This is a genomic window from Microbacterium sp., assembly GCF_026393345.1.
In the GTDB taxonomy this organism is placed as follows: Bacteria; Actinomycetota; Actinomycetes; order Actinomycetales; family Microbacteriaceae; genus Microbacterium.
On record NZ_JAPLAI010000040.1, the window covers coordinates 18,384 to 40,953 of the forward strand.

General features: G+C 69.2%; 19 protein-coding genes, 1 tRNA gene and 1 pseudogene. 10 read left to right on the forward strand and 11 right to left on the reverse strand.

All coding sequences use genetic code 11. The features are described from left to right. Positions 1-19: 19 nt before the first annotated feature. Complete coding sequence (locus NT132_RS06700; RefSeq protein ID WP_297786711.1) at positions 20-793, forward strand: hypothetical protein; 774 nt, start codon at positions 20-22, stop codon at positions 791-793. A 193-nt stretch (positions 794-986) separates the two neighbouring features. On the opposite strand, the pseudogene NT132_RS06705 reads toward NT132_RS06700, so the two are convergent. Both NT132_RS06705 and NT132_RS06710 read right to left on the reverse strand, forming a co-directional pair. Further along, positions 987-2,360, reverse strand: a pseudogene (locus tag NT132_RS06705) (hypothetical protein); the annotation flags it as partial. Positions 2,361-2,474: 114 nt separating this feature from the next. Then, entirely contained in the window at positions 2,475-3,113 is a 639-nt protein-coding gene (locus tag NT132_RS06710; protein WP_297786810.1) for an MBL fold metallo-hydrolase, read from the reverse strand. A gap of 138 nt (positions 3,114-3,251) precedes the next feature. On the opposite strand from NT132_RS06710, the gene NT132_RS06715 reads away from it, so the two are divergent. Continuing rightward, positions 3,252-3,327, forward strand: a tRNA-Glu gene (locus NT132_RS06715). Between the two features lie 116 nt (positions 3,328-3,443). Here NT132_RS06715 and NT132_RS06720 read toward each other — a convergent pair. Genes NT132_RS06720 through NT132_RS06745 form a run of 6 tightly spaced genes read right to left on the reverse strand, consistent with a single transcriptional unit; the run spans position 3,444 to position 9,960 of the window. Continuing rightward, positions 3,444-5,357, reverse strand: coding sequence for a heavy metal translocating P-type ATPase (locus NT132_RS06720; RefSeq protein ID WP_297786713.1), 1,914 nt, complete (start codon positions 5,355-5,357; stop codon positions 3,444-3,446). A 57-nt stretch (positions 5,358-5,414) separates the two neighbouring features. Further along, on the reverse strand, positions 5,415-6,671 hold the full coding sequence (locus tag NT132_RS06725; protein ID WP_297786714.1) for a HAMP domain-containing sensor histidine kinase: 1,257 nt from the start codon (positions 6,669-6,671) through the stop codon (positions 5,415-5,417). Next, positions 6,668-7,336, reverse strand: a complete 669-nt coding sequence (locus NT132_RS06730; RefSeq protein ID WP_297786716.1) for a response regulator transcription factor — start codon at positions 7,334-7,336, stop codon at positions 6,668-6,670. The genes NT132_RS06725 and NT132_RS06730 overlap by 4 nt, the downstream gene beginning before the upstream one ends. A 35-nt stretch (positions 7,337-7,371) precedes the next feature. After that, complete coding sequence (locus tag NT132_RS06735; RefSeq protein WP_297786718.1) at positions 7,372-8,130, reverse strand: FAD:protein FMN transferase; 759 nt, start codon at positions 8,128-8,130, stop codon at positions 7,372-7,374. Position 8,131: 1 nt separating this feature from the next. Next, positions 8,132-8,668: an FMN-binding protein gene (locus NT132_RS06740; protein WP_297786720.1), complete on the reverse strand. Its 537-nt coding sequence runs from the start codon at positions 8,666-8,668 to the stop codon at positions 8,132-8,134. Further along, a complete protein-coding gene (locus NT132_RS06745) occupies positions 8,665-9,960 on the reverse strand; it encodes a ferredoxin reductase family protein (protein WP_297786722.1) in 1,296 nt (431 codons plus the stop codon). The genes NT132_RS06740 and NT132_RS06745 overlap by 4 nt, the downstream gene beginning before the upstream one ends. A gap of 373 nt (positions 9,961-10,333) precedes the next feature. Between NT132_RS06745 and NT132_RS06750 the strand changes: the two genes are divergently transcribed. Then, complete coding sequence (locus NT132_RS06750; RefSeq protein ID WP_297786724.1) at positions 10,334-11,521, forward strand: glycosyltransferase; 1,188 nt, start codon at positions 10,334-10,336, stop codon at positions 11,519-11,521. A 76-nt stretch (positions 11,522-11,597) separates the two neighbouring features. Next, positions 11,598-12,605 carry a TerC/Alx family metal homeostasis membrane protein gene (locus tag NT132_RS06755; RefSeq protein WP_297786726.1) on the forward strand — a complete coding sequence of 336 codons (1,008 nt, stop codon included), beginning with the start codon at positions 11,598-11,600 and terminating at the stop codon, positions 12,603-12,605. 1 nt (position 12,606) lies between these two features. On the opposite strand, the gene NT132_RS06760 is transcribed toward NT132_RS06755, so the two are convergent. Together NT132_RS06760 and NT132_RS06765 are read right to left on the reverse strand one after the other, a co-directional pair. Further along, complete coding sequence (locus NT132_RS06760) at positions 12,607-13,920, reverse strand: LLM class flavin-dependent oxidoreductase (protein ID WP_297786728.1); 1,314 nt, start codon at positions 13,918-13,920, stop codon at positions 12,607-12,609. Continuing rightward, entirely contained in the window at positions 13,917-15,245 is a 1,329-nt protein-coding gene (locus NT132_RS06765; protein ID WP_297786730.1) for a PLP-dependent transferase, read from the reverse strand. The genes NT132_RS06760 and NT132_RS06765 overlap by 4 nt, the downstream gene beginning before the upstream one ends. A 221-nt stretch (positions 15,246-15,466) precedes the next feature. Here NT132_RS06765 and leuC point away from each other — a divergent pair, with 221 nt between their 5' ends. Genes leuC through NT132_RS06795 form a run of 6 tightly spaced genes read left to right on the forward strand, consistent with a single transcriptional unit; the run spans position 15,467 to position 21,791 of the window. Further along, positions 15,467-16,930: a 3-isopropylmalate dehydratase large subunit gene (leuC, locus tag NT132_RS06770; RefSeq protein ID WP_297786732.1), complete on the forward strand. Its 1,464-nt coding sequence runs from the start codon at positions 15,467-15,469 to the stop codon at positions 16,928-16,930. Position 16,931: 1 nt separating this feature from the next. After that, positions 16,932-17,543: a 3-isopropylmalate dehydratase small subunit gene (leuD, locus tag NT132_RS06775; RefSeq protein ID WP_297786734.1), complete on the forward strand. Its 612-nt coding sequence runs from the start codon at positions 16,932-16,934 to the stop codon at positions 17,541-17,543. A gap of 11 nt (positions 17,544-17,554) precedes the next feature. After that, positions 17,555-18,922, forward strand: coding sequence for a UDP-N-acetylglucosamine 1-carboxyvinyltransferase (gene murA, locus NT132_RS06780; RefSeq protein ID WP_297786736.1), 1,368 nt, complete (start codon positions 17,555-17,557; stop codon positions 18,920-18,922). Next, positions 18,922-19,692 (forward strand): 1-acyl-sn-glycerol-3-phosphate acyltransferase, encoded by a 771-nt coding sequence (locus NT132_RS06785; RefSeq protein WP_297786738.1) that lies wholly within the window; start codon positions 18,922-18,924, stop codon positions 19,690-19,692. Before murA ends, NT132_RS06785 begins: the two co-directional genes overlap by 1 nt. Continuing rightward, positions 19,676-20,812 (forward strand): NAD(P)H-dependent glycerol-3-phosphate dehydrogenase, encoded by a 1,137-nt coding sequence (locus NT132_RS06790; protein WP_297786740.1) that lies wholly within the window; start codon positions 19,676-19,678, stop codon positions 20,810-20,812. The genes NT132_RS06785 and NT132_RS06790 overlap by 17 nt, the downstream gene beginning before the upstream one ends. Further along, positions 20,790-21,791: a D-alanine--D-alanine ligase family protein gene (locus NT132_RS06795; RefSeq protein WP_297786742.1), complete on the forward strand. Its 1,002-nt coding sequence runs from the start codon at positions 20,790-20,792 to the stop codon at positions 21,789-21,791. Before NT132_RS06790 ends, NT132_RS06795 begins: the two co-directional genes overlap by 23 nt. A gap of 252 nt (positions 21,792-22,043) precedes the next feature. Here the strand turns inward: NT132_RS06795 and NT132_RS06800 are convergent, their stop codons facing one another. Continuing rightward, a complete protein-coding gene (locus NT132_RS06800) occupies positions 22,044-22,511 on the reverse strand; it encodes a DUF3515 family protein (RefSeq protein ID WP_297786744.1) in 468 nt (155 codons plus the stop codon). Between the last annotated feature and the right edge of the window lie 59 nt (positions 22,512-22,570).

The window sequence follows — 22,570 nt, forward strand, 5'->3', positions numbered from 1 at the left end:
CCGAAAGGCATGATTCGTCATGGGTTACATCACGTCCGCCGCGCTCGAGGAGACCGGGTACGTCGTCCTCGACCGCTACAACCAGGAACTCGACCCCAAAGAGTGGCTGGACATCGAGTACAACGACTGGAAGTCGTCGGGCGACACCCGCTTCGCCCCGCTCGCCAGCGCCTTCGGCGAGATCGAGTGCAACGGCTTCTGGAACCACAAGCCGCCGCGCACCGACAAGGACGGCGTGTTCATCCCCTCGCAGGTCGAGAAGGCGCCGAACCTGGTTCGTCGCGCCAAGGAGCCGGGCGCAAACATCGGCCGCTGTCGCGTGATCGAGCTGCAGCCCACCCCGTACGGCGAGTGCCTGTACAACCTGCACCAGGACGACAACAACCGCCTGAACCCGGACGGCACCGGCTGGGTCGTGCGCGGGTTCTTCAACCTGTCGGACGACAAGGACAGCTTCTTCGTGCTGCGGCACAACCGGACCGATCCGGAGGGCGAGGTGCGTATCGCCCTTCCCGCCGGAGCGCAGCTGATCATCGACACGCAGCGCCTGTGGCACGCCGCCACCCACAACGGTGACGAGCCGCGGTACTGCCTCATCACGTCGTGGGAGTCCGGCCCCGAACTCGACGCGTACATCGAGAAGTACCACGGCGTGAACCACGTCGAGAGCGTGCCGATCTCGCAGGAGGAGCTCGACGCGGGGCAGGCCGAGCAGGCGCGCCGGGATGCTGCGCGCGCGGCCTACTACGCCGCCAAGGGCCAGGCCGAGGTCCAGGCCATGAGCGAGGCCTGATCCGTCTCTCGCGCACACAGAAGCGCCCCGGCCGTGATGGCCGGGGCTTTCGGCGGACCGAGGCATACCCGTCGGCGCGGGAGCGGTGCGAGATGCGGTGCCCGATCCAGAAACCGAGCCCGATGAGCCCGATGAGGCCGACGCCGAGGATCCACGGCAGGATGCTCGGCACCGCGGTGCTTGCCCCGGTCGCCAGCTGCACCGAACCGTCGGCCAGCTGGCTGTTGCCGTCCGCGAGGGACGCTGCACCGGCCTGCAGGTCGATGCTGCCGTCGAAGAGGTCTTCGGAGCCATCGGACAGGGTCGTGGCACCGGTCTTCAGTTCGGCAGCGCCCGAAGCCAGCGAGGTGGCCCCGGCCGCGAGATTTCCGGTCCCCTCGGCGAGGGAGCCCGCTCCGGCGGACAGGGTGCCCGCGCCGGCGGCGAGATTCTGCGTGCCGGTGTTGAGCCGGCTCGCGCCCGCAGCGAGGTTGTTCACGCCGGTGGAGAGCGTCTGCGCCCCGGCTGCGACCGAGTTGACGCCGTTGTTCAACGACGCCGCGCCGGCGGCGAGGGCAGGAGCGCCGGTCGCGGGACTGGCGAGGTAGCCCGTTCCCGGCCAGCCCTTGCTGGAGTCCCCATCGATCAGTCCGTTGAGACCGCCGATCACGCTACCCACGCCATTACGGGCGCCGATCAAGCCCTGCGCGAGCTGCGGCGCGGCTCCCGCCGGCGCGGCCAGCGCGCTGATCGCGCCGGAAGAGCTCGTGAGCAGGGTCTCGATGCCGGCGGCCGCGTTCGGGTTGCTGCCGAGGTACGGTGACGCGTTCAGCGCGGCCCGGACGGCCGAGTCGTTCTGGACTGCGGAATGGAGGCTGTTGAGGCCGCCCGCCAGCGTCGGCGCCGCGGCGACCGGCACCGCAAGCGCACTGCCGGAACCTGCCAGCGTGACGACGCTCGGCGTCACACCGGCATTCAGTGCGTCGTACAGATTCGTTTGCGTGCTGTCTCGGACGGCGCGGGCGTAGGTGTCCGCCCCCACCACGCCGTCGGACAGTCGCTGCGCACTGCTGGCCAGGGTGGTCGCGCCCGCCGCGGCCTGCTGCGCGCCCGCGGCGAGGTTCGCGGCTCCGTTCGCGGCCGTCTGCGAGCCGGTGGCGAGGGTCGCCGCACCGGAGGCGGCCGTTCCCGCCCCTGCGGCGAGCGACTGCGCACCCGTGGCGAGGCTCGTTGCGCCGGCGGCCGCGGATGCCGCGCCCGCGGACACCTTGTCGGCACCCTGCGAGGCGCTCAGCGCGCCAGCCTCGAGATCATCGGCACCTTCGGCGAGATCACTCGCTCCGTCGGACAGCGCGGTTGCGCCGTCCGCGAGTTCGATCGACCCGTCGCCGGCCTGTGAGGCGCCCGAGGAGAGTTGGTTGGCGCCGTCGGACAACTTTGCGACGGTGACGAAATAGAGCACGACCATCGCCGCGAGGAGGAGCGCCAGGACCGACACGGCGATCCGCATCCCCCATCCGTGACGGTGTGCTGTTGTAGTGCTCGACATTGAGGACTCCCTGTCTGCTGCCCGCGCCGTCGCGGACATCCCGGTCGCGTGAGGCTAACAGCGAATATTCAGGGATCCTCGGAGGAACTATGCCCGGTACTAAGTGTCACGCCACGTGACACCCGGTTTCTTGTGTGTGGTCTACAAACGACTTCAGACGTCGGTGCTCTGTCCCGGTTCGAGCTCGACGAACTCGCCGCCGTTCTGCTCCACGGCCCACTGCAACCGGGCGCGACCCATCGACAGTCCGGCTCGGGAGAGCGTCATGTCATGCGTGCCGAACGCACGCGCAGGTTTGACTGCCAGCACAAAGTCCATTGCGTCGCCGATCTTGAGCCACGGCGCGCCGACGGGTGCCGCGAGGAGGGACACCGCAACGCCCTCCGGGACGACATAGGAGTCGCCGGGGTAGTAGAACTTGCCGTCGACCAGTACACCCACGTTGTCGACGACCGGGATGGACTCGTGGATCACCGCGTGACGACCGCCGAAGAACTCGAGGTGGAACGGGCCGACATCGACTGCGTCGCCGGGTGCGACTGTAGTGATGCGGTAACCGGGCGCTGCGTGCTCGACACCCTCCGGCGCGAAGATCGGGGTGTCCGGATGCGTCGCCAGGATGCGATCGAGGTTCTCCGGCGTCCAGTGATCCACGTGCTCGTGGGTGAGGACGATCCCGACGAGTCCGTGCAGGTCGGTCAGGGGAGTGGTGAAGGTCCCCGGATCGATGACCAGCTTCTTCCCGTTCTTGTCGAGGGTGAGGGCGGCGTGCTCGTGCTTGGTCAGGCGCATCCCTGCAGTCAACTCCTCGATCGCGGCCTCGGGCAAGCCGGTCGACGATCGACACGCGGACGCCGCCTCGATTTGTCTCGTGCTCGAGAGCCATGGCATAATCGAACGGTTGCGAAAACGGCAACGACGAAGTACTAGGGCCCCATCGTATAGCGGCCTAGTACGCTGCCCTCTCACGGCGGTAACGCGGGTTCGAATCCCGCTGGGGTCACCACACTGAAAACCCCCCGGATTTCCGGGGGGTTTTTTCGTTTGCGCCTCCTGCGTGTGAGCTCCCCGACCCGCGTCCTCCTGCTCACCGACTGGAGGCTGCTGCCTGGCTCGTGATTATCACGGCCGGTGCGGCGGGGACCCTACCGCCTCGGTGAGGCGCGGCGCCGGGCGCTGCACCGCCTCCGCGAGCCCACTACGCGGCCCGCCGAGTGCCCGCAGCGCATAGAGGATGGTGGTGAGGTCGACGAGTTCCTGGATGAGCGCGCCACCGACAGCAGGGATGGCGCCGGTCATCGCGATGATCATGAGGGCGATGCTCAGCCCGACGCCGATCCAGATCGCGGTGAGCGCCACCCTCATGGTGTGCCGGCCGATGGAGACCGCATCCACGATCTTCTCGAGCGAGTCGACCAGGATGACCACATCCGCCGCATCCCCGGCCGCCGTCGCGCCCTTCGCCCCCATCGCGACGCCGATGTCGGATGCGGCGAGCACGGGCGCGTCGTTCACACCGTCGCCGACCATCATGATCGGCCGCGGACGCAGCTCACTCGCGAGGTGCACCTTTTCCGGCGGCAGCAGTTCGGCGTGGACCTCGTCGATGCCCACCTCGGCGGCAACGGACGAGGCCGTCGGCCGCGCATCCCCGGTGAGCATCACGATCCGCTGGACTCCGTTCGTCCGGAGCCACGCGATGACGCGACCCGACTCGGGGCGGGGAGCATCGGCCAGGACCAGGACGCCGGCGAACCTGCCGTCGATGGCGACATACGCCGCGGCCTGGCCAGGGTCCAGCGTGGCCCGGGTCGTCTCCGGGGCGAGCGAGCTGACGTACGCGGGCTTCCCGACGACCACATGCCGACCGCCGAAGACCGCCTCGACGCCATTGGTGGCGACCTCGTTGGCGTCGTCGGTGGCGAGAAGTTCCATGCCACGGCCGACGGCGGCGCGTCGGATGCCGTCGGCCAGGACGTGGGACGAGTACTGCTCGGCGGATGCGGCGAGCAGCAGCACCTCCTCGGCGGTGAACCCGTCGGCCGGACGCACCTCGACGAGATCGGGCCGGCCCTCGGTCAGCGTCCCGGTCTTGTCGAACGCGACCGAGCGCACGTGCGCCAGCTGTTCGATAACGGCGCCGCTCTTCATGATCACGCCGGTCTTGGCCGCACGGGACAGTCCGGCCAGGAACGCGACCGGAGCGGCGATCAGCAGCGGGCAGGGGGTGGCGAGGACGAGGACTTCGGCGAAGCGCGTGGGATCGCCAGACAGCGCCCATCCCGTGCCGGCGAGCACGAGTGCGACCGCGGTGAACGGGATCGCGAACCGGTCGGCGAGGCGCACGACGGGTGCGCGTGAGTCCTGCGCGCCCTGCACGAGCGCGACGATCTGCTGATACTGGCTGTCGGCGCTTCGGCGGGTCGCGCGGATGCGGACGGCGCGGGTGCCGTTGATCGCCCCCGACATCACATCCTCTCCGGCGACGCGGCTCACCGGCAAGCTCTCGCCGGTGAGCGAAGATTCGTCGAAGGTTCCGGATGCGGTGAGCAAGACGCCGTCGACCGGCACGATCTCGGACGGGCGAACCAGGAGCAGGTCGCCGATCGCGACCTCGTCGACCGCGACATCCTGGGGCTCTTCCGCGGTTGTGCCGTGTTCGCGAATCACATGGGCGATGCGAGGGGAACGATCGAGCAGCGCTGCCAGATCACGGCGCGCGCGGCGGCCGGCGAAGGCTTCCAGCGCCTCGCCGCCCGAGAGCATGAGCACGACGATCAGCGCGGCGAGGTACTCGCCGACGGCGAGGGTCGCGATCATCGCGACGACGGCGAGGATATCGAGGCCGACATGACCGCGAAGCACATCTCGCACCATGCCGATGAGCGTCCACACGATGAACGCCGACACCGAGATCGTCGCGATCCACCGGGCTGTCGTGGCGGACCCGGTGGCGAGCAGAACCAGGACGAGAGCGAGCACAACCAGTGACGCGGCGATCGTCGGGTAGCGCCGGATGGTGCGAATCAGGATCACGATCTCAGCCTGGCGCTTCGGCGGAGCTGTCGCCAGCGCGGCACATCGGCATCCGGTTCACGAACCCGCGTGTGTGACGCCGGGCTTGTCGTGAGAAAGCGGAAAGCTGCACCGGATAGCGGCGCCTGATGCCGGGTGCTCGATCGTGACGCTTCCGCCGTGGCGCTGGACGATCTCGGCGACGATCGCGAGCCCGAGCCCGTAGTGGCGCACGCCGCCGGTGTCGCTCGCGGCCCGATGGCTGGCGAATCGTTCGAACGCTGTCGCTTCGACCTCCGACGGAAAACCGGGGCCGTCGTCGGCGACTTTCACGATCGCCTGCCTGCCTTCGGCAGCGACGGACACCGTTACCGTCGAGCGGGCGTGATCGAGAGCATTGGTTGACAGGGCGATGACGAGACGCAGCAGGGCCGCGCGTGACCCGTCGACGATGACGGGAGCCGATGCGCCCGAGCGCGCGTGCGTGATGCCCCGCCGCTCGGATTCGTCGTGCAGGAGCGCGATCGCGTGGTCGGTGACCTCGACCAGATCGACAGGGATCGTCTCGGTCATCGTGCGGGGATCGGCCGCGAGCAGAAGATCTTCCAGAATCTCGGTGAGCGCACGGGTGTCTCGCACGATCTCATCGACCGCGGCCGTGACCTCAGCGGGCGGGGCGGTGCTGCGTCGCCGCGCGAGCAGTTGCGCTCGCGTGCTGAGGAGCGTGAGCGGCGTCCGCAACTCGTGGCTCGCATCAGCCACGAACCTGCGCTGCAGCGCGAGCGCGTCCGCCATCGGTCGGATCGCTCGTCGCGCCATCTGCGACGCCGCGACGAACGCGAGCAGGAGCGCGACGGCACCGCCGACGATCAGCGCGGTCGCAAGTCGTTGCAGCTCTTCTGCGCTCTCGTGGGTGTCGAGCACCGCTTGAACCACGCGTTCGCGCCCACCCTCCCGGGTGGGCGCCGTCGTCGTGAGAATGAGGTAGTCCCGGCCTCCCACGGTGCGCCGCTCCTGAACGTCGTCACCACCGGCGGCGACGGAGCGAAGCGCGTCGACATCGATGAGACCGGTGGGCAGATTCTCGGTCGACATGAGCTGACCGCTGTCGCGCTCATCGATGAAGGTGAGGTAGATGCCGTCGGGTGCGTCCGCGGGGGAGTCGAGCCGGGTGGCAGCCACGAGCGTGCGTTGATTCGACTGTGTGACGCTCGCACTTACGAGAACGTAGACGACGGTGCCGACGATCGTGAGGATGATGAGCACGAGCACGGTGAACTGCGCCGTCAACCGGAGGGATGCTCGCCTCAGGTCGTCACGGGCTTTCGCCGTCATGACAGCGGCCCGAGCTGATAGCCGATACCGCGGATTGTTCGCACACTGCCGCGTCCGAGTTTCTTGCGCAGATAGTGGACGTAGGTGTCGACCACGCCGGGATCATCCGCATCCGGAAACACGCTGACCAGCAGATCGCCGCGTTCGAACACCTGGCTCGGGCGACGTGCGAGACGTTCGAGCAGGTCGGACTCGCGCTCGGAGAGCGGGATCGGGTCGCCGTGGCGGGTCGTGACCGTGCGGCTCGTGACATCGAGTGAGCCGCCGGGAACCGCGATCACGGGGACATCGCTTCGGTGGCGTCGGAGCAGCGCACGGATGCGGGCGAGCAACTCATCGATATCGAAGGGCTTGGCGAGATAGTCCTCCGCACCGCGGTCGAGGCCTTCCACGCGATCGGCCGGGTTCCCGAGTGCCGAGAGGATGAGTGCGGGCGTGACGACGCCCCGGTTGCGCAGGCGGTTAAGGACGTCGAGTCCTTCCATCACCGGCAGGCCGCGGTCGAGCACCATGGCGTCGAACTGCTGCGTCAACCCTTCGTGCAGCGCACGCTGGCCGTCGCGGGCGAGGACGGTGTCGTATCCCTCGTCGGTGAGCAGCTGCTGGAGGAGCTCTGCGAGGCGACCGTCGTCTTCGACGAGCAGAATCCGTGCGGGCTCCGGCATGCTCGAAGTATAGGGACCAGGCGCGAGCGCAGAGCTCACGCCGGGGCCAGACCGGGCACGCGGCGGAGTCCCGGAGTCGCCGTCACGACTCCGGAGTTGTCGACGGTGATCGCGTCGACATCGAACCGGTCGAGGAGGTCCTGGTAGCGCTCGGGGCCCGCGGCGACGAGCGCGGTCGCGACGACATCGGCGGTGACGATGTCGTCTGCCCGCACCGTCACCTGCCGGAAGGCGTCGGGCACCGATCCGGCACTGGCGCGCCAGATGTGCTCTCCGCGCTCCGCCGTTCCCGACGACGCCAACGCCGTGCGGCGCCCGCTGAGTTCGATCACGCAGAGCAAGCCGCCTCGGTCGTCCGGGTCGACGACGCCGGCCTGCCATGGTTCGCCGCCGACCGTGCCGCGAGTGAGGATGTCGCCGCCGACGGCCAGCATCCATGCGGATTCGCCTGCGGCCTCCAGCACGGTGGCAGCGGCATCCATCGCCTTCGCCTTCACCGTGCCGGACAGGTCGATCACGCCGTCGGGACGATGCGGGGTGAAGACGCCGTCGGTGTGACGCGACCACTCCAGGGCCTCGGCGTACGCCTCGCGCAGCTCGGTGCTCGCTCGGGTGAGCAGAAGCTCTCCCGCGGCCACACGGCTCAGCTCGGATGCGGGGCGGTAGAGGCTGAACCGCAGGTCGAAGGCGCGGAAGACGTCTTCGACCTGCGTCAGCACTGCGGGGGCCGCGATCGCACCGGCGAACCTCAGGCTCACGGTTGTGCCCATGGTGTCGAAGACGTGCACCGCCATGTCACAGCCCTGCCTGGTCGATCGCGGACTGCAGGGAGGTGAGGTAGGCGTCGCTGGTGTAGGTAGCACCAGACACCCCCTGCACATTCGCGGACTGCGCCGCGAGCACCGCTTGCCGCAGCACCGGAGCTGCCCGGTTGCTGATCGAAACAGACCGTTGATCCTTGTCGGTCAGCTGCAGCGCGGTGACGTCGGTGATGGTGCCGTCGACCACGGTGATCTGCACCTGCACGTTGCCGAACCGTGTCTGCGAGACCGAGCCGGTGAAGGTGCCCGAGACGCCGGCTGAGGCTGCCGCCGAATCTGAGCTCGCCGCAGCGGTGCTCGTCGGCGAGGGGGTGGCAGCATCCGTGGTGGCGCCACTGCTGGAACCACTGCTCGAGCCACGGGATGCGGTGGAGTCAGACGCCGTACTCCCGGAATCCGCTGCCGTCGCCGGCGTGACCGAGGTGGTCTGTCCTGCCGATCCGATCTGCCAGCCGAGTACGAGCACAGCGGCAGAGGAGGAGAGGCTCAGAACGAGCGCGCGTGCCCTCACCAGTCAAACCTTTCTACATGAATCTGTTCTTCAGGAAGCCCTGCGGCGCGGCCGTCGCGGATCACGAGATCTGTCCACGCCTGCGGCCCACAGACGTACAGGTCGGAGGAGAGAAGATCGGGGAACACGGTGTTGATGGTGACGCCCCGGTTGAGGGCTTCGAGCGACATCCATGTGGCGAGACCGTGGGGCCGAGCCCCCAGCATCGTGTAGACCGCGTTGCCACCCATGCCCGGTAGCTCGGCGATCTCGTTCCACAGATACCCCTGCTCGGTGTCGCTGCCGCGAAGCAGCACGGTCGCCTCGCCCGGGCGAAGTGCGGAATGCTCCAGTAGCGAGCGGATCGGGGTGATGCCGATGCCGGCGGCGACCACTGCCAGCTTCGGTGCGACGCGGTGCGCATCGGTGAAGACGCCGTACGGTCCTTCGATCGAGACCTGTGTTCCGCGACGTACGCGCGAGATGGCGGCGCTTCCGGTGCCGAGGTCGCGCACGGTAATCCGAGCGGAAGTTGCCGTAGGCACCGAAGAGAACGAGATCGGGTGGGCGTGCCACCAGGTGGAGCCGGTCCAGAACCGCCAGATCGCGTACTGCCCACCCGCGGTCTGCAAGCGGTCGAGGTTGCGCCCAGTGAGGTGGATCGAGACGACTCCCGGTGCGATCTTCTCAACCGCGGCCACCCGGATGCCGTGGCGCGCGCTGCGGACGATCGGCACGCCGAAGCGGAACACGGCGATCGAACCGAAGGCGAGCACGTAGAGCGCGATCCAGTAGGCACGTTCGCCCGTGCCCTCGGCGAGGACGCCGCCCGCGCTCAGCTGGTGGGGGACCGCGATGAGCACCGCGGCGTAGCTCAGCAGGTGGATCAGGTGCCAGGCCTCGTACGAGAAGCGGCGGCGCACAGCAACCACCGAGGTCACGACGACCAGCACGAGCAGCCCGAGCCCGAGATACGCCAGCGCCATGTCGGGGCCCTGGAACAGGCTGATCGTCTCGGTGACGACGTTCGACCCATCGGCCATCGCGTAACCGATGGTGAGGAGCACGCCGTGGGCGAGGATCAGGTAGAGCGCCGGCTTGCCGATCTGTCGGTGCACCGCCATCGCTGTGTCTTGACCGAACACCCGATCGATCAGGGGGATGCGGGCGGCGAGCACGAGCATGACCAGGATCAGGTCGGTGCCGACGAGCCCCGTGACGATTCCAGCCGCGGTCAGCACGCCAGAAAGATCGGTGATGTTGCCGATCCCACCGCTGGCGAGCCAGAGCGTCACGGCGGACGCGACCGACACCCACACGAGGGCGACGAGAAGATCAGCCGCTCGCCGTCGTCGTCGCAGTCTCGCGCGCCTGTCGGGATCGCGCGGGCGCAGCGGAGCGGGCGGGAGAGGAGGGCGGGTCGGTGCCGTTTTGAGGCTCATGCTCAGCTCGATTCGGGTGAGGCTGTTATCTACCCTCCTTACGATGGCCGCGGATTCTTCCAGCATTCTTAGACGCGCACCCGGGGGCTGCAGCGCGGATTGTTTGCCTGCGCGTCATCCGCCGAGACTTCAGCTGCGGGGCGATGTGTCGTGAGATAGGGAAACGTTCCCCACTGGCACGCCGCACCGCTCTCGTCACCGAGAAGACCAGCACGTGCGGCCTGATCATCCGAGAGGTGCCGACATGACCCAGCCGCTTCGCGTCCTGTCGCTGTACGAAGGTTTCTTCGCCGGTGGCGCCCGGGTGCTTCATTCGGATGTCGTCGCGGGCCTCCACGCCGGGGGACAGCAGCACAGCGTGCTCTCGATCGCCGCCAATGCGCGCCGCGAGGGCACGGTGCAGCACATGACCGCCGACCATCGCTATCAGAAGCTCGTCGCCTCCGGTGTCGGAGTGCGTACCCTCGGCCGCACCGCCGGCGCCCAGGCTCCCGCGCGCAGCGAGTACACCGCAGAGCAGCTGGAACTCGCCGCCGAGGCGCTCAGCGACGCCGACGTCGTGCTGTCGCTGAAAGAGCAGCCGGTCGCTCTCCTGCTCGCGCTCCAGGCTCGCGGTCTGATGCCCGACGTCCCCGTCGCGGCGTGCCTGCACCGCTCTGATCCCGGCCACTCCGGCGACGCTCTGCTGTGGCTGCGCGAAGCCGCCGACCGCGGAATCGTGACGACGACCATCGCCTGCGCGCAGTCCACCGCAGAGGCGTATGCGGATGCGGGGGTGCTTCCCGCATCCCGCCTCGTGATCACGAACGGCGTCGACATCCGCCGATTCCGGCCGGGTCGCGCCGCTGAACGTGCGGCGATGCGCCGGCAGATCGGTGTGCCTGGCGACGTGCCGGTCGTCGTGTTCGCCGCTCGCTTCGACGCCATGAAAGACCCCGAGCTCTTTCTTCGGGCGGTGGCGCGCCACTCCCGTCGCGGCCGTGCGCACTACCTGCTGTGCGGTGCGGGAATGTCGGCTGACAACCCCGCGCTCATGGACCTCATCGCACGCGCGGGGGCTGCGGGCGCGAACCTGCACCTGCTCGGCATCCGGAACGACATGGAGGTGATCTATCGGATCGCTGACATCGTCGCGCTCACGAGCGCGTTCGGCGAGGCCTCACCGCTGTGCCTGCTCGAGGGCGCGGCGAGCGGTGCGGTGCCGGTGACGACCGACGTCGGCGACGCCGCGCGCGAAACGGCCGGCTTCGGCGTTGTCACACCGCGCGACCCAGATGCGATCGCCGCGGCCTGGGACGACGTGCTCGGCTCGCTGCGGGGCCTCCGCGGTGACGCGATCGCTGCCCGCGGGCGCCTCGATCGCGCACGGATGATCGCGCAGTACGGGCAGGCGCTTTCGACGCTCGCGCCGGCGGCCGCTCTGGCGGCCTGACGCTGTCCGAAGAGCCACGGGTAGACTGGGTGCGACCAGTCGGGGAGTGTCCCGCATCCTCTTTCGGAAGGCTCCCATGGGCTTCGAGATCCCGCTGTGGTTCGAGATCACGGCACTCAGCGTGCTCACCGCGATCCTCATCGCCGACCTGTTGCTGATCCTTAAGCGTCCGCACATTCCGTCGCTGAAAGAGGCGACCGGATGGATCGTGTTCTACGTGGCGCTGGCGCTCATCTTCGCCGTGGTGCTACTGGGCGTCACCGGCAGCGGGGATGCCGCCGGACAGTTCCTCGCCGGCTGGCTCACGGAGTACAGCCTGTCGATCGACAACCTCTTCGTGTTCGTCCTGCTGATGACGCAGTTCTCGGTGCCCCGCCGCTATCAGCAGGAGGTGCTGATGGTGGGAATCATCATCGCGCTGGTGCTGCGCGGACTGTTCATCCTCCTGGGCGCCGCGCTGATCGAGAACTTCAGCTGGATCTTCTACATCTTCGGCGCGTTTCTCGTCTTCACCGCGTGGCGCCAGGCGTTCCCGGGCAAGGACGACCAGGACGCGAACACCGAGACCGGCATCGTGCGGTTCCTGCGCCGCTTCATCGACATCACCGACCACTACGACGGCTCGAAGCTGCGCACCGAGGTCAAGGGCCGCAAGATGTTCACGCCGATGCTGCTCGTGTTCATCGCGATCGGTTTCACCGACCTCATCTTCGCCATCGACTCGATCCCCGCGATCTTCGGCATCACCCGAAGCGCGTTCATCGTCTTCGCGACCAACATCTTCGCGCTCATGGGGCTCCGCCAGCTCTACTTCCTGCTCGGCGGGCTGCTCGACCGGCTGCGGTACCTGCACTTCGGGATCGCGTTCATCCTCGCCTTCATCGGCGTGAAGCTGTTCCTGCACGCGCTGCACGAGAACGAGCTGCCGTTCATCAACGGCGGGCAGCACGTGGAATGGGCGCCGGAGATCTCCACCTGGGTCTCGCTGGGCGTCATCGTGCTCGCGATGGCTGTCGCCACCGTCGCGAGCGTCGTCGCCGCCCGGCGCCCGGGCAACGCCGAGCGCGTCGACGGCGGGCACTGAGTCAGAACGCAGACAGGTTCGCCTTCAGCCCGCCGGAGACGAACTCCTCCCGGAGGAGCCCCCGCCGCCGCAGGATCGGCACCACGCGGTCCAGCATCCGGTGCACCGTCACCGGGTGGAGGTCGCCCCAGAGGAGCACACCGTCGTTGCCCCACGCCGCGAGTCGTTCGATGAGGTCGGCGAACTCGTCCGCCGTGCCGACGAACCCCGAGCCGTCGGAGAGCCGCCCGGCGCGGGCATGCGCGGCGAGGATCGTCCGCAAGGGTGTGGCCGCATCATGATCGCCGACGAGGCGCCGGATGCTGCCGTGCGACACATGGTCCGCAAAGATCGCGAGGTCGAGCGGCGCATCCAGGTCGAGGGCGGTCAGATCGGTCTCGAGGTCGCTCGACTGCCGCCGGGCGATGGTGCGCAGGGTCTCTTCGTCCGGGTGTCGGGAGGCCGCCACCAGGCGGTCGGCCTCCTCCGGGGAGTCGACGAGCACGGGCTGCACCGCGAAGAGGATCGTCACGTCCTCGGGTGAGCGGCCGCGCTCGAGCGCCGCCTGGTGGATGCGGGCGCGGTAGGCCGTGATGCTCGCCTCGTCCAGCGGGCTCAGCGCCAGCTGCACGTCGGAGTTGGCGCCTGCGAACGCGAGGCCGCGGCCGGAGCCGCCGGGGGAGACGATCGCCGGCTCGTCGTGCTCGAACGGCACGGCGTTCAGCGGCCCGTCGAACGCGAAGTACTCGCCGCGGTGGGCGACCGGCCGCATCCGGGTGCCGTCGGCGTACCGGCCGGAGGCGACGTCCTCGACGAGGGCGCCCTCGTCCCAGCTGCGCCACAGGTCGCGCACCCCGCCCAGCCATTCCTCGGCGCGGTCGTACGCCGCGTCGTGGCCGAGCGGCGGGGCGGCGCCGAAGTGACGGGCGCTGCCGGTGTCGGTGACGACGTTGAGCCCCAGGCGATCCTCGCTGAGATGCTGCAGCGTCGCGAACTGCCGTGCCGCCGTGTACGGAAGGTACGCGGCGGGGTTCACGGTCGGGACGACGCCCAGGTGCTGGGTGGCGGCGAAGAGGTACGGCGCGAGCAGCAGCGGATCGTGCTTGGGACCGCCGAAGGCGTGCCGTACCCGGAGGTCGATCGTGTCGGCAGAACCGAGCGAAGGCGCATCCTCGATGATGAGCAGGTCGAACCCGGCCTGCTCGAGCACCCGCGCCGACTCCTGGTACAGTTCCGGCCGCGTCCATCTGTGGTTCCACTCCCAGGCATCCGTGCCCCAGCCGTGCGGGCCGAACCCCCGCGCGAGGAACCACCCGAAGTGCTGCAGCCGGGTCATGCCAGCACCTCGACGGCAGTGACCGCCGCGTCGCTCTGCGGCAGCCCGAGCCCCCGATCCAGGTCGGCGAGCAGGTCGTCGACGTCTTCGATGCCGATCGACAGGCGGAGGGTGCCGGGATGCACCCCGAGCGCGCGCCGGGCTTCCTCGCTGTGCTGCGCGTGGCTGGTCGTCGCCGGGTGCAGCACGAGGGAGCGCACGTCGCCGAGGTGCGTCATATGGGTGAACACCTCAACGGACTCGATGAGGCGGCGCGCGGCCTCCTCGCCCCCGGCGAGCGTGAACTGGAACACGGAGCCGAAGCCGCGCGTCAGATACCGGCGCGCGACCGCGTGATGGGGATGGGTGGGGAGGCCGGCGTAGTCGACGCTCGTCACCTCGGGCCGGCGCGCCAGCCATCGGGCGACCGCCAGGGCGTTCGCGGACTGCTGCCGCACCCGCAGGCTCAGCGTTTCGACGCCCTGCGCCACGAGGAACGCGTTGAACGGCGACGGGCTCGGCCCGAACCGCGGCGCGACCGACTCGCGGACGTAGGCGATCCGGGCGCGGCCGCCGTGCCGCTCTGCGACGCTGGGGGCGCCGCTGCGGGAGGCGGCGACCAGGTGCGGGAACAGTGCGCCGGAACGTACCGGATCGAACCGCCCATCGTCGATGATGACGCCGCCGAGCGCCGCGCCCTGGCCGGCGAGGAACTTGCTGGCGGAGTGCACGACGACGGCCGCGCCGTGCTGCAGCGGGCGCAGCAGATAGGGCGTCGCGAACGTGTTGTCCACCACCAGCGGGATGCCGAGGTCGTCGGCGACGCCGGCCACCGCGGCGATGTCGAGGATGTCGTTCCTGGCGTTGGAGATCGACTCGGCGAAGAAGACGCGCGTGTTCGGACGGCTTGCCGCCCGCCATGCCGCCGGGTCGGCGACGTCGTCGACGAAGTCGGTTTCGATGCCCAGGCGTGCGAGGTTGTCGAGCAGCAGTCCGCGCGTGCCCTCGTAGATGTGTGTGGACGCGACGACGTGGTCGCCCGCGCCGACCAGCGCGAGCAGCGCGACGCTGACGGCGGCCTGACCGCTCGCGACGAACACGGCATCCGCGCCGCCCTCCAGGTCGGCGAGCTTGCGCTCGAGCGCGTCGATCGTGGGGTTCCCGGTGCGGGTGTACCCGAATCCCACGCCGGTCTGGAAGTGATGCGCGGCATGGTCGAAGTCGTCGAAGGTGAAGCCGGCGGTGAGGAAGATCGGCAGCGCGCGCGGCGATGCGTCGGCCCACTCCGTGCCCGCGTGCACCTGTCGTGTGCTGAAGCCCGCGGTGGCGGAGGACGGATCGGGCATGCGGGACCTTTCTGCGATGTGTCCGCATAGGCTCGCACGCGCACGCCCGGGAACCGAGGGCCGCCGACACAGAGCGACACGCGCGGTGCGGCCGGTGCCTCGAGGCGGGGTGGTAACCTGACGCAATGCGGATCGCGCGGCTTCTCCTTATCGGCCGCGACGGGGGCGCGTTCCAAGCCTGACTCGTCGCGGAGTTCGTCGCGGGCCTGGAGCACGACAACATGAGCATCTCTGCATCCGACATCCCCGAGCGTCCGCGCACCCTGGCCGAGAAGGTCTGGGACAACCACCTTGTCGTCAAGGGTGAGAACGGTGAGCCGGACCTCATCTACATCGACCTGCACCTGGTGCACGAGGTCACGAGCCCGCAGGCCTTCGACGGCCTCCGCGCCGAGGGTCGCCCGGTGCGCCGCCTCGACCTGACGATCGCCACCGAGGACCACAACACCCCGACGCTCGACATCGACAAGCCGATCGCCGACCTCACCAGCCGCACGCAGATCCAGACGCTGCGCAACAACGCCGCGGAGTTCGGGGTGCGCCTGCACTCGCTCGGCGACAAGGAGCAGGGCATCGTGCACGTGGTGGGCCCCCAGCTGGGTCTGACGATGCCCGGCATCACGGTCGTCTGCGGTGATTCCCACACCTCCACCCATGGTGCGTTCGGCGCGATGGCGTTCGGTATCGGCACGAGCGAGGTCGAACACGTGCTGGCCACGCAGACCCTGCCGCTGAAGCCGTTCAAGACCATGGCGATCACCGTCGAGGGCGAGCTGAAGCCCGGCGTCACGGCGAAGGACATCATCCTCGCGGTCATCGCGAAGATCGGCACGAACGGCGGCCAGGGTTACGTCCTCGAGTTCCGCGGCAGCGCCATCCGCGCCCTCTCCATGGAGGGGCGCATGACGATGTGCAACATGTCGATCGAGGCCGGCGCCCGCGCCGGCATGGTCGCCCCGGACGACATCACCTTCGACTACCTCGAGGGTCGCCCACACGCGCCGAAGGGGCAGGACTGGGAGGACGCGGTCGCCTACTGGCGGACGCTGCCGAGCGATGAGGGTGCCGTCTACGACGCCGAGGTGTTCCTGGACGCCGATCAGCTGGAGCCGTTCGTCACGTGGGGCACCAACCCCGGCCAGGGCGTGTCCCTGAGCGACGTCGTCCCGACCCCCGCAGACTTTGCCGACCCCAACGACCGCATCGCTGCCGAGCGGGCGCTGGAGTACATGGACCTCACCCCGGGTACGCCGTTGAAGGACGTGCCGGTGGATGCGGTGTTCATGGGTTCGTGCACCAACAGCCGGATCGAAGACCTCCGGGCCTTCGCCTCTGTCATCAAGGGCCGCACCAAGGCCGAGGGCGTCCGCGTCATGGTGGTGCCGGGCTCCGCCCGGGTGCGCCTGGAGGCCGAGGCCGAGGGCCTGGACAAGGTGTTCATCGAGTTCGGCGCGGAGTGGCGGTTCGCCGGCTGCTCCATGTGCCTGGGCATGAACCCGGACCAGCTGGCGCCGGGCGAGCGATGCGCCTCCACCTCGAACCGGAACTTCGAGGGCCGGCAGGGCAAGGGCGGACGGACGCACCTCGTCTCGCCGTTGGTCGCCGCCGCGACCGCCGTGCGCGGCACGCTGTCGAGCCCGAGTGATCTGGAACCCGTGGACCAGCTGGTCGGAGTGGAGGCCTGAGATGGACAAGTTCCGCACGCACACCGGGATCGCCGTGCCCCTGCGCCGTTCCGCCGTCGACACCGACCAGATCATCCCCGCCGTCTATCTGAAGCGGGTCACGAAGACCGGTTTCGAGGACGCCCTGTTCTCGAACTGGCGTCAGGACCCCGAGTTCGTCCTGAACCAGCCGGTGTACTCGGGTGCGTCGATCCTCGTCGCCGGCCCCGACTTCGGCACCGGTTCGAGCCGAGAGCACGCCGTCTGGGCGCTGCGCGACTACGGTTTCCGGGTCGTCCTGAGCTCCAAGTTCGCCGATATCTTCCGCGGGAACGCGGGCAAGCAGGGCCTCGTCACCGGCATCGTCACCGAGAGCGACATCGAGGCGCTGTGGGCCGCCATCGAGGCGAACCCGGACGTACCGATGACGGTCGACCTGGAGCGGCGCGACGCGGTGATCGCCGATGTCCGGGTCCCGTTCGAGATCGACGATTACACTAGGTGGCGCCTCCTGGAGGGCCTCGACGACATCGGGCTCACCCTCCGGAACGAAGACAAGATCGCAGCTTACGAGGCGCGACGAGAATCCTGGAAGCCACGGACACTACCGGTTCAGCCGCTTCCCGCACAGTGAGGGAAGGCACCATGACACTCCTCGGCGATACCGCAACCGCATCCGGGAAGAAGCCCACCGAGGGGGAGATCCTCTCGATCCGAGGCGGACGCCCGCTGTCGGGAACGGTGGAGGTGAAGGGCGCGAAGAACCTCGTCACCAAGGCGATGGTCGCGGCCCTCCTCGGCGAAGAGCCGAGCATCCTGCGGGACGTCCCCGACATCAGCGATGTCGCCGTGGTCCGTTCGCTCCTCGAGGTGCATGGCGTGCGCGTGGCGGAAGGACCCGAGCCGGGGTCGCTCAGCCTCGACCCGCGTGACGTCGAGAGCGCGCACATGGAGGAGATCGACGCGCACGCCGGTGCCTCCCGCATCCCGATCCTGTTCTGCGGCCCGCTGCTGCACCGGCTCGGTCAGGCGTTCATCCCCGACCTCGGCGGCTGCCGCATCGGCGACCGGCCGATCGACTTCCACCTCGACGCGCTCCGCAAGTTCGGTGCCATCGTGGAGAAGCTGCCGAGCGGCATCCGTCTCTCCGCGCCGCGGGGTCTGCACGGGGCCAACATCCACCTGCCGTACCCGAGCGTCGGCGCCACCGAGCAGGTGCTGCTCACGGCGGTCCGTGCCGCCGGCACGACGGAGCTTCGGAACGCCGCCATCGAGCCCGAGATCATGGATCTCATCGGGGTGCTGCAGAAGATGGGCGCCATCATCTCGTACGAGCCCAACCGGGTCATCGTGATCGAGGGCGTCGAGCGGCTGCGCGGTTACGACCACCGTGCGATCTTCGACCGCAACGAAGCCGCCAGCTGGGCATGCGCGGCGCTGGCGACCGGGGGCGAGATCTTCGTCGGCGGCGCCAAGCAGCAGGACATGCTCACGTTCCTCAACGTCGTCCGCAAGGTCGGCGGCGACTTCGACATCCGCGAGGACGGGATCCTCTTCCGTCGCGGTGCCGGCGACATGCAGGGCACCACCGTCGAGACCGACGTGCACCCCGGCTTCATGACCGACTGGCAGCAGCCCCTGATCGTCGCGATGACTCAGGCCACCGGCCGCTCGATCGTGCACGAGACCGTGTACGAGAACCGCTTCGGCTTCACGCAGGCGCTGGTGCAGATGGGCGCCGACATCACGGTGTACCCGAACGGCCTGCAAGAGGGTCCCCGCCGGGTGCCGCGCCGCTCGCTCGAGCAGGCCGCCGTCATCCAGGGCCCGACGCCGCTGCGCGGTGCCGACATCACCGTCCCCGACCTCCGCGGCGGCTACAGCCACGTGATCGCCGCGCTGGCCGCCGAGGGCGAGTCGGTGGTGCGCAACATCGGCATCATCCGCCGTGGCTACGCCGGATTCCTCGACAAGCTGACAGCTCTCGGCGCCGACTTCGACGTGATCGGCTGATGGCGGCGCGTCGTCGGCGGCGGGACCGGGAGGTCACGCACCCCAGCGTGTACTGGCTGCTGGGAGGGATCATCCAGCCCGTCCTCTCGATCTTCGCGAAGATCGAGATCGTGGGCGAGGAAAACGTGCCGGAGGACGGCCCGTTCGTCCTCACCCCCAACCACAACAGCGAGCTCGACCCGCTCATCATGGCGATCGCGGTGTTCCGCCTCGGGCGCGCACCCCGGTTCTTCGCCAAGGAGAGCCTGTTCAAGATCCCGGTGTTCGGCTGGGCGATGAAGCGGGCGGGCATGATCCCGATCTCGCGATCGAATTCCTCCGTCGCCGCCAAGGAGACGCTGGACATGGCGCGCACGGTCGTGGAGCGCGGTGACGCGGTGGTGGTCTACCCCGAGGGCACGCTGACGCGCGACCCTGACCTGTGGCCGATGCGGGGCAAGACGGGCGCCGCACGGCTGGCCCTGGCGGGCGGCATCCCGCTCATCCCTGCCGCCCACTGGGGCGTGCAGGAGATCCTGCCGCGGTACGGGAAGTTCCGCTTCTGGCCGTTGCGCAAGCAGGTGCGCGTCGTCTTCGGCGCCCCGCTCGACCTGTCCGGCTCACGCGACCTCGCGCAGCAGTCGACCGAGCAGGCGCGGGTGACCGGCGTCCTCATGGACGAGATCGCCCGGCTGCTCGGCGGCCTCCGCGGGCAGACGCCGCCGCCGGAACGCTGGAACCCGGCCGCGCACGGCCAGAAGGAGACGGGTCGCCTTGAGTCGGAGAGCTGAGGCTGCCACGCCGCGCGTGGCCGTCCTCGGCGCCGGCAGCTGGGGCACCACGTTCGGTAAGATCCTCGCCGACGGCGGCGCGAACGTGACCATGTGGGCGCGTCGGCCGGAGCTCGCGAGCGAGATCCGCACCGGCCGCCGCAACAGCAAGTACCTTCCGGGCATCAACCTGCCCAAGGGCATGACGGCCACCTCCGACCTGGCCGAAGCCATCGAAGGCGCGCAGCAGGTCTACCTGTCGGTGCCCAGCCAGACGTTGCGGGCGAACCTCATCGGCATCCGTGCGCTCGTCGCCGACACCGACGTGCCGATCGTGTCGCTCATGAAGGGCGTCGAGAAGCGCACCGGGATGCGGATGAGCGAGGTCATCGAGCAGGAGCTGCGCTGCGACCCCGACCGGATCGCGGTCGCCTCCGGCCCGAACCTCGCGCTCGAGATCGCGCAAGAGCAGCCGACCGCGGCCGTCATCGCGTCGCGGAGCCTCGTCACGGCCGAAGCCGTCGCCATCCGCGCGCGGAACCGCTACTTCCGCACCTTCGTGAACACGGACGTCATCGGCACCGAGTTCGGCGGAGTACTGAAGAACCTCATCGCCGTCGCCATCGGCATCGTCGACGGGGTCGGGTACGGCGAGAACACGAAGGCGTCGATCATCACGCGGGGGCTCGTGGAGATGACCGACTTCGCCGTCGCGAACGGCGCCCAGCCGGAGACCCTGCAGGGTCTCGCGGGCCTCGGCGACCTGATCGCGACGTGCCAGTCGCCGCTCAGCCGCAACAACACCGCCGGGCGCCTGCTCGGCCAGGGATACAGCTTCCAGGACGTGGTGGACCACATGCAGCAGACGGCGGAGGGCCTTGCCTCCGTGGCGCCGATCCTGCAGCTGGCCCGTGCCAGTGGCATCCAGATGCCCATCGTGGAACAGGTCAAGCGGGTGCTCGATGGCACCATGAACCCGCGCGAGATCGCGCCGCACCTGACCACCGACGACGACACCCCACAGGGGGAGAGGACCCAGCATGGACAAGCCGGCAGTGGCGGTGCTCTTCGGCGGGCGCACCAGCTAGCACTCGATCAGTTCCGCAACGGCGGGCGGGGTGCTGCACGCGATCGATCGTGAGCGCTTCCACGTCATCCCGGTCGGGCTGACGCGCGCCGGCGCGTTCGTCCTCGAGGACGACGACCCGGACAAGTTCACGCTGGATCCCGCGCACCTGCCGGAGGTCGCCGACAACGGCACCCGCATCCTGTGGCCCGAGGCCGCGGGGGAGCGGACGCTGCGCGTGCGCCGCGCCGACGGCACGGTGGACGACCTCGGCCCGATCGATGTGGTGCTGCCGATCTTGCACGGCGCGCACGGTGAGGACGGCACCATCCAGGGTTTCTTCGACACGCTGGAGCTGCCCTACGCCGGTGGCGGCGTGCTGGATTCCGCGGTGTGCATGGACAAGCACTTCATGAAGGTCGCCCTGCATGCCGCGGGTGTGCCGGTCGCCGAGGGCATCACGGTGCGTCGCGGGGACGACGACGCGGAGAGCGTCGCGCGTCGCATGGGGGAGCTCGCCTTCCCCTGGTTCGTGAAGCCGTGTCGTGCCGGCTCCAGCGTCGGCGTGTCGAAGGTGCATGCGCTCGGCGAGCTGGACGAGGCGCTGCGGGTCGCGTTCGCGGAGGACGACAAGGTGCTCGTCGAGCGCGGCGTCGCCGGCCGCGAGGTCGAGGTCGGTGTGCTGGAGGGGCGGGACGGTGCCCCCGCACGCGCCTCGCTGCCGGGCGAGATCGTGCTCAGCGGCCGCGAGTTCTACGACTTCGAGGGCAAGTACCTCGGCGGCGACGGCGTCGAGGTGGTGTGCCCCGCCGCGCTGTCCGACGACGAGATTGTGGCGCTCCGTGAGATGGCGCTACGCGCCTTCGCCGCGGTCGACGGCCGCGGGCTCGCCCGGGTGGACTTCTTCCTCACCGCCGACGGGCCACTCGTGAACGAGCTGAACACGATGCCGGGCTTCACCCCGATCTCGATGTTCCCGAAGTGCTGGATCGCCTCCGGCATGACGTACCCGGAACTCATCAGCGAGCTGATCGACACCGCGCTCTCCCGCTGAGCCCGCCCCCCGCATCCGTCCTCCGCCGCATCCGTCCTCCGCCGCATCCGGGGCATGTCCCACTTTCTGCAGAACATGTCCCACTTTCTGCCGCTTTGGCCTGCTCATAACGGCAGAAAGTGGGACATGGTCAGCCGGCGCAGGCCGGCGTGGTGCCGCGTCAGCGCGCTCGAGAACAGGAGATAGCTGTGGAACAGGAGGATTCCCGCCGAGTCGTCCTGTTCTCGGGATATCTCCTGTGCGGGAGCGAGGTCAGGATGCGGGGCGCTCGGTGCACTCGGCGGTACGGTCGAGCTTCGTCACGAGCGCCGACAGGCCGGACAGTGCGTCGAAGCTCGACACCACGTCGTAGTCGACGTACACCTCGACCGCGGGCTCGCGACCGAAGGTCGTGAAGCGGTAGTTCGGGGCATCCGTGTCGTCGACGAGCCAGTCCACCCCGTCGACCGTTTGACACGGCAGCGCGGATGCGGCGGGCGCCTCGACGCCGCACGACACGATGATGGCCGCGGGGTCGCCCCAGGCTCCTGTCGCCTGGGCGTCCGTCCACCGGCGCTTCTCGCCCGCAAGCGTGCCGGGTAGGAACGCGGTGATCTCCGCACACGCGGGGTCATTGGCATCCGGCGCGGGTTGCAGCGATACGGTCGACGCGCATCCGCTGAGCGCGAGACCGGTCACGAGGAGCGCGGCGGCGAGACGGACGGTGCGGATGCGGGACACCCCTCCAGGCTAACCCGCCGCAACCCGGCGCCCGGCGGCCCGCGACACCGGATGCGGCA

Coding starts and splice junctions, on each gene's coding strand:
- NT132_RS06765 (WP_297786730.1), bottom strand. CDS start 15,245: ATGCCCGATCCGTCCTCCGCCACCGCGGGCTTCAGCACACGACAGGTG.
- NT132_RS06735 (WP_297786718.1), bottom strand. CDS start 8,130: ATGGCGGTGCACGTCTTCGACACCATGGGCACAACCGTGAGCCTGAGG.
- NT132_RS06710 (WP_297786810.1), bottom strand. CDS start 3,113: ATGCGCCTGACCAAGCACGAGCACGCCGCCCTCACCCTCGACAAGAAC.
- NT132_RS06785 (WP_297786738.1), top strand. CDS start 18,922: ATGGCGGCGCGTCGTCGGCGGCGGGACCGGGAGGTCACGCACCCCAGC.
- NT132_RS06700 (WP_297786711.1), top strand. CDS start 20: ATGGGTTACATCACGTCCGCCGCGCTCGAGGAGACCGGGTACGTCGTC.
- leuD (WP_297786734.1), top strand. CDS start 16,932: ATGGACAAGTTCCGCACGCACACCGGGATCGCCGTGCCCCTGCGCCGT.
- NT132_RS06750 (WP_297786724.1), top strand. CDS start 10,334: ATGACCCAGCCGCTTCGCGTCCTGTCGCTGTACGAAGGTTTCTTCGCC.
- NT132_RS06755 (WP_297786726.1), top strand. CDS start 11,598: ATGGGCTTCGAGATCCCGCTGTGGTTCGAGATCACGGCACTCAGCGTG.
- NT132_RS06730 (WP_297786716.1), bottom strand. CDS start 7,336: ATGCCGGAGCCCGCACGGATTCTGCTCGTCGAAGACGACGGTCGCCTC.
- leuC (WP_297786732.1), top strand. CDS start 15,467: ATGAGCATCTCTGCATCCGACATCCCCGAGCGTCCGCGCACCCTGGCC.
- NT132_RS06760 (WP_297786728.1), bottom strand. CDS start 13,920: ATGACCCGGCTGCAGCACTTCGGGTGGTTCCTCGCGCGGGGGTTCGGC.
- murA (WP_297786736.1), top strand. CDS start 17,555: ATGACACTCCTCGGCGATACCGCAACCGCATCCGGGAAGAAGCCCACC.
- NT132_RS06725 (WP_297786714.1), bottom strand. CDS start 6,671: ATGACGGCGAAAGCCCGTGACGACCTGAGGCGAGCATCCCTCCGGTTG.